Source organism: Kineococcus siccus, assembly GCF_009906795.1.
GTDB lineage: Bacteria > Actinomycetota > Actinomycetes > Actinomycetales > Kineococcaceae > Kineococcus > Kineococcus siccus.
In genome coordinates, this window is the sequence record NZ_JAAALN010000133.1 from 1 (window position 1) to 11,887 (window position 11,887).

Genomic DNA, 11,887 nt, shown 5'->3' on the forward strand with positions numbered 1-11,887 from the left:
CCCCTGGCCCCTGGCCCCTGGCCCCTGCGGCCCCCGCGCCCTCCGGGCCTCGCGGCCACTTCGGCGTCAGGTCAGCGCGGCGGTGGTGCCGCGCACGACGAGCTCGGTGGCGAGCTCCACGTGGTGGGACTCCAGCGCCTCGCCCGCGGCCATCCGCACGAGCGTGCGGACCGCGACCGCCCCCATCTCGCGCAGCGGCTGCCGGATCGTCGTGAGCCGCGGCGTGGACATCTGCGCCAGCTCGGTGTCGTCGAAGCCCACCACGCTCACGTCCTCGGGGATGCGCAGCCCGCGCACGCGCGCGGCCTCCATGACGCCCAGGGCGATCGAGTCGGAGCCCCCGACCACGGCCGTGGGGCGCGACGGCAGCGACAGCAGCGCCGAACCCGCCCGGAACCCCGCGTCGTAGTTGAAGGCCTCGTTGAGGACGAACTCCGGGGGCACGGGCTGCCCCGCGGTCTCCATCGCCGCGCGGTAGCCGTGCAGACGGGCCTGGTTGCACGACGACGCGGGCGGGCCGCCCACGAAGGCGATCCGGCGGTGACCGAGGCCCAGCAGGTGCTGCGTGGACGTGAGCCCGCCCGCGAAGTTCGTCGATCCCACGCTGGTGACCTCGGTGCGGGGCAGGTTCAGCGGGTCGATCACGACCAGGGGCAGGTCGACGCGGGTCAGCGCGCTCACGTGGGCGGCCGTGAGCTCACCCGTCACGACGATGACGCCCGTGCGCCCGGCCGTGGCCAGCCGGCGCGCCCAGGCGCGAGGGGCCGTCGAGCCGCTCGGCGCCCCCTCGGGGTGCAGCTGGCCGACGACGACCGACAGGCCGAGCTGCACGCCGGCCGTGACGACGCCCTCGATGACCTGCAGCCCGTACGCGCTGAACTCACCGTCGATGAGGAACTCCACGGTCGGTGCCGCCGGGGTCGGCCGGCGCGCCGAGGGGGGTGCGTAGTCGTGGCGGCTCAGCAGGGCCTGCACGGTGGCGCGGGTCTGGGCGGAGACGTCCTCGCGGCCGTTGACGACCTTCGACACCGTCGCGACCGACACGCCGGCGGAGGCCGCGATCGTCGCCAGGGTCGGCCGCCCGGCCCGGGTGGATGGTTCCAGCACGTCGTCCTCCTCAGCCGCACCACCGTCGGGCGACGTGTCGAGGATAGGGCGCCCAGGGGCGGTTCAGGAGCGGTTGCGGACACAAGTCCTCGAAAACTTTCGACACCGGACCGAGACCGCGTGACGTGACCGTGACCTGCACCGGGAGCGCGACTTCGCCGATCCGGTCGAGTCGCTTGACCCCCGTCGGTGCCGGACCTATCGTCGTTCAACGACGCAGGCGTCGAAACTCTTTCGACACCTGTCGGAGCACTCGGGTCCCTCGGGACCCTCGGTGCGGCCCCCAGCCGCCCCTACGGAGCAGCCGCGACGACGCGGCTCGGCGCATCGGAGATCGCAGTGGATTCCCAGCACACCTCCCGTCGGTCCTTCCTCGCCCTGGCGGCGGCGACGCCCGTCGCGGCCACGGCCCTCGCCTCGTGCGGGTCCTCGGGCCCCGGGGCCGCGAAGGCGGGCGAGGCCACCGTCTGGTACCTCAGCGGGGCACCGCAGGAGACCATCCGCCAGGACGCCGTCGACGCCTTCAACGAGGCCAACCCCGACGGCAAGCTCGCGGTGACGCTGTTCCAGAACGACGCCTACAAGACCAAGATCAAGACGGCGATCGGCGCCAACCAGGCCCCGACGATCATCTGGACGTGGGGCGGCGGCGGGCTGAAGACCTACGCCGACGCCGGCCAGGTCGAGGACCTGACCAGCTGGTTCGCCGAGAACCCGGACATCAAGGACAAGCTGTTCGCCACGGCCTTCCCGGCCGGTTCGGTGGGCGACAAGATCTACGCGATGCCGTGCGAGACGGTCTCCCCGATCGTCCTCTTCACCAACAAGGCCGTCTTCGCGCAGGTCGGTGTCGAGGAGCCCACGACGTGGGAGGAGATCCTGGCGCTCGTCCCGAAGTTCAACGCCGCGGGCATCGCGCCGTTCTCCCTCGGCGGGCAGTCGCGCTGGACGAACATGATGTGGCTCGAGTTCATGTTCGACCGCGTGGGCGGCCCCGAGGTCTTCGACGCCGTCTTCAACGGCGAGGCGGACGCGTGGTCCAACCCCGCGTCCCTGCAGGCGCTCACGATGATCCAGGACCTGGTCAAGGCCAACGGCTTCATCAACGGCTTCCAGTCGATCACCGCCGACTCCAACGCGGACCAGGCGCTGCTGTACACCGGCAAGGCCGCCATGATGCTGCACGGCGCCTGGACGTACGGCAGCATGAAGGCCGACGGCGGCGACTTCGTCTCCAAGGGCGACCTCGGCTACATGAACTTCCCGTCGGTGGCGGGTGGCAAGGGCGACCCGAGCAACACCGTCGGCAACCCCTCGTCCTACCTCGCGATCTCCTCGAAGGCGACCGAGGAGCAGAAGACCATCGCGAAGAACTACTTCAAGACCGGCCTGCTCACCGACAAGGAGAACGAGGCCTGGATCGCGTCGGGCTCCGTGCCGATCGTCAACGGCATCGACTCCAAGCTGGCGGCCTCCGACGACGCCGAGTGGCTGAAGTTCGTGTACGACACCTCCGCGAACGCCGCCAACTTCGCGCAGTCGTGGGACCAGGCCCTGAGCCCGACCGCGGCGGAGGAGCTGCTCAACAACATCGAGCAGCTGTTCGGCCTGGGGATCACCCCGGAGCAGTTCGCGACCAACATGAACGCGGTCATCGGCAAGTGAGCGCGGTGTCGGTGGGCACGGTCATCACCCCGTCCAGGACGGGGCGCAGCACAGGGTCCCTCGCCTGGCTGGTGCTGCCCGCGCTCGTGATGTTCGTCGGGTTCGGGATCATCCCCCTCGTCGGCGTCGTGGTGCTCAGCTTCACGAACTGGGACGGCATCGGGGCCATCACCCCGGCCGGGTTCGCGAACTGGGCGTCCGTGCTCACCGACCCCGGACTGCCCCACGCCCTGGGCGTCACCTTCCTGGTGATGTTCCTGTCCTGGGCGGTGCAGACCCCGCTCAGCATCCTGCTGGGCGTCTTCATCGCGGGGCACCAGAAGTACCGCGCCGTCCTGGCCGTCCTGTACTTCCTGCCCCTCCTGCTCAGCTCGGCCGCCATCGCCATCGCCTACAAGGCGCTGCTGGACCCGAACTTCGGTCTCGGGGCCGGCCTCGGTCTGCCGTTCCTTTCGCAGAACTGGCTCGGCCGTCCCGCCCTGGCCATGGGCGTCGTCATCTTCATCGTCTCCTGGCAGTTCATCCCCTTCCACTCGCTCATCTACCAGGGTGGCGTGCGGCAGATCCCCAAGTCGATGTACGAGGCCGCGGAGATCGACGGCGCCGGCCGGGTCAAGCAGTTCTTCTTCATGACCCTGCCGCAGCTGAAGAACACCATCATCACCTCCTCGACGCTGATGATCGTCGGCTCGCTGACCTTCTTCGACCTCATCTTCGTGCTCACGGGCGGTGGGCCGAGCGACGCGACCCGCGTCCTGGCCCTGGACATGTACCTGCGCGGCTTCCGCGGCAGCCTCATGGGCCCCGCGAGCGTCATCGCCACCATCCTCGTCCTCATCGGGCTCGCCCTGGCGCTGCTGCTGCAGCGCCTGGGCGGCCGCGGCGGCGCGAGCAGCCAGCTGGAAGGGGCCTGAGATGGCCGGTTCGACCACGACCGAACGACCCACCACGGCGGCCGGGCGCCGCGCGAGCCGGTCCTCCGGCGACCGGTCGGCCACGACCTCGACGGGCCGGCCGAACTACCTCGGCGGCGCCTTCGGGTGGCTGTGGCTGGCCATCATCATCGTCCCGATCTACTGGATCGTGATCACCAGCTTCAAGAGCGCGTCGGGGTACTTCTCCGGCAACGCGATGGCCCCGCCCACCGCCCCGACGCTGGACAACTACCGCCTCGTCATCGAGTCCGGCTTCGTCCGGTACTTCGCGAACTCGGTGATCGTCACCGTGGGTGCGGTCGTCCCGGCGGTGCTGTTCTCCTTCATGGCGGCCTTCGCGATCATCCGCGGCGGCGGGCGCTTCCTCAGGGCCGTCAACGGCGTCTTCCTCATGGGGCTGGCGATCCCGCTGCAGGCGACGATCATCCCGGTGTTCCTCATCGTCATCCGGCTGCAGATGTACGACAGCCTGCTGGCGCTGATCCTGCCGTCCATCGCGTTCGCCCTGCCGCTGACCGTGCTGATCCTCGGCAACTTCATCCGCGACGTCCCGAACGAGCTGTTCGAGTCCATGCGGCTGGACGGCAGCAGCGAGTGGGGCACCATGTGGCGCCTCGCCTTCCCGCTGACGCGGCCCGCGATCGTCACGGTGTCGATCTACCAGGCGCTGCAGGTGTGGAACGCCTTCCTGCTGCCGCTGGTCCTGACGCAGAGCCCCGACCTGCGCGTCCTGCCCCTGGCCCTGTTCAGCTTCCAGGGCCAGTACAGCGTCAACATCCCGGCCGTGCTGGCGTCGGTGCTGCTGACGACGGTGCCGATCCTCGTGCTCTACATCGTGGGCCGCCGCCAGCTCCTGTCCGGCCTCACGGCCGGCTTCAGCAAGTGACCCGGCGCTCCCGCCGCACCGGTACGACCCCACCACCTGCCCCACCTGCTCACCACCCGAGCAGAACCGAAGGGAACACCCACTCGTGAGTCAACGGCGCGCTCTTGTCGTCCGCGGAGGCTGGGACGGCCACCACCCGGTCGAGGCGACGGAGCTGTTCCTCCCGCACCTGCGCGAGAACGGCTTCGACGTCCAGGTCGAGGAGTCGCCCGCCGTGTACGCGGACGCGGCGACCATGGCCGACGTCGACCTCGTGGTGCAGTGCAACACGATGAACACGATCGAGAAGGAGCAGCTCGAGGGCCTCACGGCCGCCGTCGAGGCCGGGACCGGGCTGGCCGGCTGGCACGGCGGCATCGCGGACTCCTACCGCAGCAGCTCCGACTACCTGCACCTCGTGGGGGGCCAGTTCGCCTGCCACCCCGGCAAGGCGCCCGAGGAGCGGACGGGCGAGCAGTCCGACAACTACGTGCCCTACCGCGTCGAGATGCTCCCCGCCGCGAAGGCGCACCCGATCACCCAGGGCATCGAGGACTTCGACCTCGTCACCGAGCAGTACTGGGTGCTGACCGACGACTACGTCGACGTCCTGGCCACCACGACGCAGGCCGTCCGCGCCTGGGACCCGTGGAACCGGCCCGTGACGTCCCCGGCCGTCTGGACGCGCCAGTGGGGCCGGGGCCGCGTCTTCGTGGCCACCCCGGGCCACGACCTGACGGTGCTGCGCGACGAGAACGTCCGGATAATCATCGAGAGGGGTCTGCTGTGGGCAGCCCGCTGAGGGTCGGCGTCGTCGGCGCCGGGGTCATCTCGCGCCAGTACAGCGCGGCGCTGCTGAAGCTGCCGCAGCTGCGCATCACGGCGGTCTCGGACCTCGACGCCGCGCGCGCCGAGGCGCTGGCCGGGCAGCACGAGGGCGCCCGCGTGCTGACGCTGCCGGAGCTGCTGGCGTCGCCGGACGTCGACGTCGTCCTGAACCTGACGCTGCCGTCGTCGCACGCCGACGTGGCGCTGGCGGCGCTGGCCGCCGGCAAGCACGTCTACGGCGAGAAGCCGCTGGCGATGTCGGTGGCCGAGGGGCGCGAGGTCACGAAGGCCGCCGCCGCGGCGGGCCTGCGGGTCGGCTGCGCCCCGGACACCGTGCTGGGCACGGGGATCCAGACCGCGCGGGCGGTCGTGGACGCGGGGGAGATCGGCACGCCGCACTCCGCCACGGCGTTCATGACGACGCCCGGCCACGAGCGCTGGCACCCGAACCCCGACTTCTACTACCAGCCGGGCGGCGGCCCGCTGCTGGACATGGGCCCGTACTACCTGACGTCCCTCGTGCACCTGCTCGGGCCCGTCACGCGCGTCGTCGGCGCGTCCTCCCGCCCCCGCGACCGGCGCACGATCGGCAGCGGACCCCGGGCGGGGGAGTCGTTCGAGGTGACCACCGACTCGCACACCACCGGCATCCTCGAGCACGCCTCGGGGGCGCTGAGCACCCTCGTGATGAGCTTCGACACGTGGGCCGCGCGGCTGCCGCGCATCGAGGTCCACGGCACCGGCGGCTCCCTCTCGATCCCCGACCCGAACATGTTCGAGGGGACCGTGGAGCTGTACTCCGCGGCGACCGCCCCGCCCCCCGGCCCGGGCGGCGAGGACGACAACTGGGTCGACGTGGGCGTCCGCGCGGGCTACGTGGACTCGGGTCGCGGCTGGGGCCTCGCGGACCTCGCGATCGCGCTGGCCGAGGGCCGCCCGCACCGGGCCGGCGACGAGGTCGCGCTGCACGTCCTCGACGTCATGGAGTCCGTCCAGCGCGCCGCCGACGAGCACACGTCGGTGACGCTCACGACGAGCTGCGAGCGCCCCGAGGCCGTCACGGCCCCGGTGGACCTGACCGCCTGAGGCGCCGGCGGCCGGGTCAGCGCCCGGCCCCCCGGGCGGTGCCGAGCTCGCGCTGCCGCGCCGCGATGTCCGCCCGCGCGAAGAACGCGGCCATCGACGCGCGCGGCAGCGGCGCGAGCCCACCGGCCGCGTAGGCGCCCGCGCGGACGCGGGCGCCCTTCACCGTCATGGTCGTGACGGCCTCGACGGCCGCGGGCGTCGGCCCGCCCACGACGATGCCGTGGTTGCCGAGCAGCACGAGGGCGGGGACCTCGCCGTGCTCGGCGCGCTCGCGCTCGGTGAGGGCCAGGTGGGCGCGGCCCAGGTCGAGGCCCGGGGACGCGTAGGGCAGGAACGCCGAGCGGCCGACCACGACGGCCTCGTCGGAGTAGACGTGGTCCTCCCACGCCGTCGCGGCGTGCACGCTGGCGAGCAGCGCCACGACGGCGGTGGGGTGGGTGTGCCCGACGAAGGGCGCGCGCGTCGCCGCGTGCACGACCGTCTCGATCGACGCCCGCCGCGACCGGCCGTCGTGGACCCCGGCGTCCAGGGCGGCGCTCAGGTCGTCCTGCGTGCTGGCGGGGTCCCGCACGAGGTCGAGCAGCGCGTCGGCGTCGACCATCACGAAGTTCCTCCGCCGTCGCCGTGGCCATCGCGGCCCCGGTGGCCTTCACGACGAGGCGGCCGCCCGGCAGCCGCTGCGAGGTGTTGCCCTCGGCGAGGACGACGAGGTCGCGGGCCGGGTCGCCCAGCGACCGCGTCAGCGCGAGCAGCTCGGCGCTGACGAGGCCCGGGTCCCAGGTGGCCGTCACTGCGTCCCCCCGTAGCGCCGCTGGGTCAGCGCGTTGAGCAGGGCCGCGACGACGAGGACGACCCCCAGCGCGAACAGCTGGAACTGGGTGCCGTCGTTGCCGGGGACGGCCAGGAGGATGCCGGCGTTCAGCCACACGACGAGCAGCGTGGCGAGCACGACGCCCGCGACGCGCCCGACGCCGCCCGTGATGGCGACCCCGCCGAGGATGGCGATGGTGATGGCGGGCAGCGCCATGCCGTTGCCGGACGTCCCGGCGTCGGGCCGGGCGGAGGCGAACTGCGCGACCGTCACCACCGCGACGAGTCCCGAGATCGCGCCGGCGGCGACGTAGGCGGACCACCGGGTGCGCCGCACGTCGATGCCCGACCACCGGGCGGCGACGTCGTTGGTGCCGATGGCGTACAGCCGGCGGCCCGCGGTGGTGCGCGCCAGCACGAACCACACCACCAGCGCGGTCGGCACCAGGAACGTGAAGATGCCGAGCGGGACCCGCGGCAGCGCGTCCCCCACCAGGGGCAGGGTCACGGCCGTGGCGGTGGAGTACAGCTCCTGCACGGGAGCGGAGTTGATCGGCCGCTGGTCGTTGACCACGAGCGCGAGCGACCGGAACGCGTAGTAGGTCGCGAGCGTCGCGATGAGCGCCGGGAACCCCAGGTGGGCCACGAGGAACCCGTTCAGGGCGCCGCACGCCGCGCCGAGCAGCAGGGCGAGCAGGACGGCGGGCGCCAGCGGCCAGCCCCACTGCCCGTACGCGAACCCGAACACCATGCCGGTCAGCGAGACGATGGCGCCGACCGACAGGTCGATCCCGCCGCGCCCGGAGGTGATGACGAGGAGTTCCGCGAGCGCCAGCATGGCCAGCGGCACCGCGTTGATGAGGGTCGAGGCCATGTACGAGGCGCTGTACGGGGCGCTCAGGTAGTTGTTGCCCGACAGCGTCGTCATCGTGACGACGACGGCGACCAGCAGCACGACCAGCAGGGCGGTGCGCTGGGTCAGGACCAGGCGCAGGGCGCGGGCGGTCACGTCGTCCCCCTCATGTCGTCCCCTTCGGAGTGGGGCGCCGGCGCTGCCGCAGCAGGTCGGCGCCGACGGCCACGACGATGAACGCGCCGACGAACAGGTCCGAGAGCTGCGAGGGCCAGCCGAGCTGCGTCACCCCGGTCCGGACGGTCTGCACGAGCAGCGCCCCGAGGAGCGTGCCGAGGACGGAACCCCGCCCCCCGGTGATGGAGGTCCCGCCGATGACGACGGCCGCGATGACCGACAGCTCGAGCCCCGAGCCCACCGAGGCCGCGAGGCTCGAGGTGCCCTGGGCGATGACGAAGCACGCGGCGACGCCGGCCAGCAGCCCGGTCAGCACGTACCCGAGCACGATCCGCGTCCGCACCGAGATGCCGGCGAGCCGGGCCGCGGTGGGGTCGCCGCCGATGGCGAAGAAGTGCCGGCCGCCCGCGGTGTGCCGCAGGTAGTACCAGGCCACGGCCGCCACCACGAGCAGCAGCAGGAAGCTGTGCGGGACGCCCAGCGTGCGGCCCTCGTCGCCGCGCCCGAACGGCGCCAGCGTCGGCGGGATCCCCTCGACGGTGGCCGAGCCGAACACCTGCAGCCCCGCGAAGCGGAACAGGTTCAGCGTGCCGAAGGTGATGATGATGGCCTGCACGCGGCCGAACGCGATCAGCGCGCCGTTGAGGAGGCCGAGCAGCGCGCCGACGCCCATGCCGAGCGCGACGGCCGCGACCAGCGGGATCCCGCTGCCCACCATCGCCTTCGCGATGACGACCGCGCAGACCATGACGGTGCTGCCCACCGAGACGTCGATCCCGCCCGTGACGATGACGACGGTCATGCCGATGCCGATGAGCGCGATCGGCGTCATGGCCACGAGCAGCGGGACGACGGACCCCTCGGTCGCGAACGCGGGGGTCGCGAGGCTCAGCGCCACCCACAGCACGGCGATGACGGCGATGAGGACGACCTCCTGCCCCGTGACGGGGAACGGCAGGACCCGGCCGGGGCGCGCGGCCGCGGGCCGGTCCACCGCGGGGGCGCTCACGGTGCGACCTCGACCGCGCCGGCGGCGGCCGCGAGCACGTCGACCTGCGAGGCGCCGGGCCCGAACTCCGCGGTCGTGGTGCCGTCGCGGACCACGTGCAGGCGGTCGGAGATGCGGATGGCCTCGGGCAGGTCGGAGGTGACGACGAGCACGGCCGTCCCCGCGTCGGCCAGCTCGGCGATGATGCGGTGGATCTCCTCCTTGGCGCCCACGTCCACGCCCTGGGTGGGTTCGGCGAGCACGAGGACGCCGGGCCGGTCGACGAGCTGGCGGGCCAGCACGACCTTCTGCGCGTTGCCGCCGGACATCGCCGACACGGGTTGCCTCTCGTTCGGGGTCTTCACGGACAGCCGGTCGATCATGCGGCGGGCGACCTCCCGCTCGCGGCGCCGGTCGACGAGCACGCGGGCCCGCGACAGCAGCCGGAGGTTGCCCGCGGAGATGTTGAAGGAGATGGTCTGGAAGGAGAACATCCCCTGCTGCTTGCGGTCGCTCGGCAGCAGGCCGATGCCGAGGGCCTTGGCGTGCCGCGGGGAGCGGGGGCGGACCTCGGCGCCGTCGACGTGCAGGGTCCCCGACGTCGCGGGCGTGATGCCGTAGACGCTGGCCGCGATCTCCGCGACGCCCGAGCCGACGAGGCCGTACAGCCCGACGACCTCGCCGCCCCGGACGCTGACGTCGACGTCGTGGAACCGGCCCGCGAGGCCCAGGCCGCGCAGCTCCAGGCGCGGGGTCCCCTCGGGGACGCGGTGCTCGCGCGGGCCGTCCTCCAGCACGCCGCCCACCATGAGCTCGGCGATGCGCCGCACCGACAGCTCGCCGATCGGCCAGGTGCCGATGGTCTCGCCGTCGCGCATCACCGTGACGACGTCGGCGATCGTGAACAGCTCGTCGAGGCGGTGGGAGATGTAGACGACGGCGACGCCCGACGCCGCGAGTCGCCGCACGACGCCGAACAGCACGTCGATCTCGGTGTCGGTGAGGATCGCGGACGGCTCGTCGAGGATGAGCAGCCGCGCGTCGCCCGCGAGCGCCTTCGCGATGGAGACCTGCTGCTGCTCGGCGATCGACAGGGTGCCCACGGCCACCGTGGCGTAGCGCGCGGGCAGGCCGATGAGGTCGAGGAGCTCGGTGACCCGGGCGTTCTGGGCCGTCCAGTCCACCCGGCCGGCCCGCGTCAGCTCGCGGCCCGTGAACACGTTCTCCGCGACCGTCAGATCGGCGAACAGCTGCGGCTCCTGGTAGACGGTCGCGACCCCCAGGGCCATGGCCGCGGTGGTGGAGCCGATGCTCACCTCCCGGCCGTCGAACGCCGTGGTGCCGGCGTCGGCGGTCTCGGCGCCCGAGAGGATCTTGATGAGCGTCGACTTCCCCGCACCGTTCTCCCCGACCAGGGCGTGCACGCTGCCCGCGTGCACGACCAGGTCGGCGTTGCGCAGCGCGCGCACGGCCCCGAACCGCTTGGCGACTCCCGTGACCTCGAGCCGTGGCGCCGCCGCCATCAGTAGTCGAAGTCCGCGACGTTGTCCTTCGTGATGATCAGCGGCGGCCCGAGCAGGAGCATCTTGGCGCCGGAGTCGTAGGCCACCTCGCCGAGGTCGGCCGACACGGCGTTGGTCGCCTCGAAGTCCTCGCCGGCCGCGAGCTTGGTCCCCGCCCACGCCGTCAGGTAGCCCAGGTTCGCGACGTCCCACAGGATGCTCGCGCTGGAGGAACCCGCCTCGAGGTAGGGCGCCATCGACTTGGGCGTGCCGAGGCCGACGGTGAACACCGTGCCGGTCTTGCCCGCGTCCTGGACGGCCTGCGCCACACCGGGAGCCGACGAGGTGCACTCCCCGACGAGCCCCGTCAGCGTCGGGTCCGCGTTCATCAGGTCGGTGGCCATCTGGGTGGCCTTGGCCTGGTCCTCGCCCGCGTACACGATGTCGGTGATCTGCACGTCCGGGTACTTCGACGCCGTGTACTCCTCCTGCACCGCGATCCAGGAGTTGAGGTTCTCGGCCGTCTCGCCGCAGGACACGATCGCGTACTTCCCCTTGCCGCCCATGGCCCCGACCATCGAGTCGGTGAGCTGCTGGCCGATGCCCTGCGCGGTGGCCTGGTTGACGAACACCTCGCGCACCGAGCTGGGGGCGTCGGTGTCGGTGGTGCCCACCTCGATGCCCGCGTCGGCGGCCTCCTTCAGCAGCGGCGCCATGGAGTCCGGGTCGTTGGGCGCGACGAACAGGACGTCGACCTGCTGCTGGATGAACGAGCGCACGATGTCCGCCTGCGCGGCCGCGTCGGCCTCGACCGGACCCTGGTACTTCCAGGTGCAGCCGAGTTCCGCGCACGCCGCCATGCCGCCCTCGTTCATGGCCTCGAAGTACGGCACGCCCTGCAGCTTGGGCACGAAGGCGACGACGGGGGCGCTCGCGGCCCCCGAGGACTCCCCGCCGGTCGCGGACCCGCCGCTGCCCTGACCGCACGAGGACAGGGCCAGGGTCAGCACGGCGCCCACCGCGGCGATCGCGCCGAGGGGGCGGGGAGCGCGGGCGTCCGCGGTGCGGGGG

General features: G+C 72.4%; 11 protein-coding genes. 5 read left to right on the forward strand and 6 right to left on the reverse strand.

What is annotated here, in order from left to right; genetic code table 11:
• Positions 1 to 66: 66 nt before the first annotated feature.
• The gene (locus GTR02_RS14505) at positions 67 to 1,104 is read right to left on the reverse strand and encodes a LacI family DNA-binding transcriptional regulator (protein ID WP_205709302.1); all 1,038 of its coding nucleotides are present in this window, start codon (positions 1,102 to 1,104) and stop codon (positions 67 to 69) included.
• A 342-nt stretch (positions 1,105 to 1,446) separates the two neighbouring features.
• On the opposite strand from GTR02_RS14505, the gene GTR02_RS14510 reads away from it, so the two are divergent.
• The 5 genes from GTR02_RS14510 (at position 1,447) to GTR02_RS14530 (ending at position 6,486) form a co-directional block, all read left to right on the forward strand.
• Positions 1,447 to 2,772, forward strand: a complete 1,326-nt coding sequence (locus GTR02_RS14510; RefSeq protein ID WP_166608207.1) for an extracellular solute-binding protein — start codon at positions 1,447 to 1,449, stop codon at positions 2,770 to 2,772.
• A gap of 5 nt (positions 2,773 to 2,777) precedes the next feature.
• Positions 2,778 to 3,686, forward strand: coding sequence for a carbohydrate ABC transporter permease (locus GTR02_RS14515; RefSeq protein WP_420814734.1), 909 nt, complete (start codon positions 2,778 to 2,780; stop codon positions 3,684 to 3,686).
• Between the two features lies 1 nt (position 3,687).
• Positions 3,688 to 4,593, forward strand: a complete 906-nt coding sequence (locus GTR02_RS14520) for a carbohydrate ABC transporter permease (RefSeq protein WP_166608208.1) — start codon at positions 3,688 to 3,690, stop codon at positions 4,591 to 4,593.
• 85 nt (positions 4,594 to 4,678) lie between these two features.
• Positions 4,679 to 5,374 carry a ThuA domain-containing protein gene (locus GTR02_RS14525; RefSeq protein WP_166608209.1) on the forward strand — a complete coding sequence of 232 codons (696 nt, stop codon included), beginning with the start codon at positions 4,679 to 4,681 and terminating at the stop codon, positions 5,372 to 5,374.
• Positions 5,359 to 6,486, forward strand: a complete 1,128-nt coding sequence (locus tag GTR02_RS14530) for a Gfo/Idh/MocA family protein (protein WP_166608210.1) — start codon at positions 5,359 to 5,361, stop codon at positions 6,484 to 6,486. The genes GTR02_RS14525 and GTR02_RS14530 overlap by 16 nt, the downstream gene beginning before the upstream one ends.
• A gap of 16 nt (positions 6,487 to 6,502) precedes the next feature.
• Here GTR02_RS14530 and GTR02_RS14535 read toward each other — a convergent pair whose 3' ends face one another.
• From GTR02_RS14535 to GTR02_RS14555, 5 genes are all read right to left on the reverse strand, one after another.
• Positions 6,503 to 7,087, reverse strand: a complete 585-nt coding sequence (locus GTR02_RS14535) for a class II aldolase/adducin family protein (protein WP_205709298.1) — start codon at positions 7,085 to 7,087, stop codon at positions 6,503 to 6,505.
• 186 nt (positions 7,088 to 7,273) lie between these two features.
• Positions 7,274 to 8,305 carry an ABC transporter permease subunit gene (locus GTR02_RS14540; RefSeq protein WP_205709299.1) on the reverse strand — a complete coding sequence of 344 codons (1,032 nt, stop codon included), beginning with the start codon at positions 8,303 to 8,305 and terminating at the stop codon, positions 7,274 to 7,276.
• 10 nt (positions 8,306 to 8,315) lie between these two features.
• On the reverse strand, positions 8,316 to 9,335 hold the full coding sequence (locus GTR02_RS14545) for an ABC transporter permease subunit (RefSeq protein ID WP_205709300.1): 1,020 nt from the start codon (positions 9,333 to 9,335) through the stop codon (positions 8,316 to 8,318).
• On the reverse strand, positions 9,332 to 10,837 hold the full coding sequence (locus GTR02_RS14550; RefSeq protein WP_166608211.1) for a sugar ABC transporter ATP-binding protein: 1,506 nt from the start codon (positions 10,835 to 10,837) through the stop codon (positions 9,332 to 9,334). The genes GTR02_RS14545 and GTR02_RS14550 overlap by 4 nt, the downstream gene beginning before the upstream one ends.
• A complete protein-coding gene (locus GTR02_RS14555) occupies positions 10,837 to 11,844 on the reverse strand; it encodes an autoinducer 2 ABC transporter substrate-binding protein (RefSeq protein ID WP_166608216.1) in 1,008 nt (335 codons plus the stop codon). The genes GTR02_RS14550 and GTR02_RS14555 overlap by 1 nt, the downstream gene beginning before the upstream one ends.
• Positions 11,845 to 11,887 lie beyond the last annotated feature (43 nt).

Excerpts from the sequence above, each read along its gene's own strand:
- GTR02_RS14520 (WP_166608208.1), top strand. The coding sequence starts at position 3,688 with ATGGCCGGTTCGACCACGACCGAACGACCCACCACGGCGGCCGGGCGC.
- GTR02_RS14535 (WP_205709298.1), bottom strand. The coding sequence starts at position 7,087 with ATGGTCGACGCCGACGCGCTGCTCGACCTCGTGCGGGACCCCGCCAGC.
- GTR02_RS14550 (WP_166608211.1), bottom strand. The coding sequence starts at position 10,837 with ATGGCGGCGGCGCCACGGCTCGAGGTCACGGGAGTCGCCAAGCGGTTC.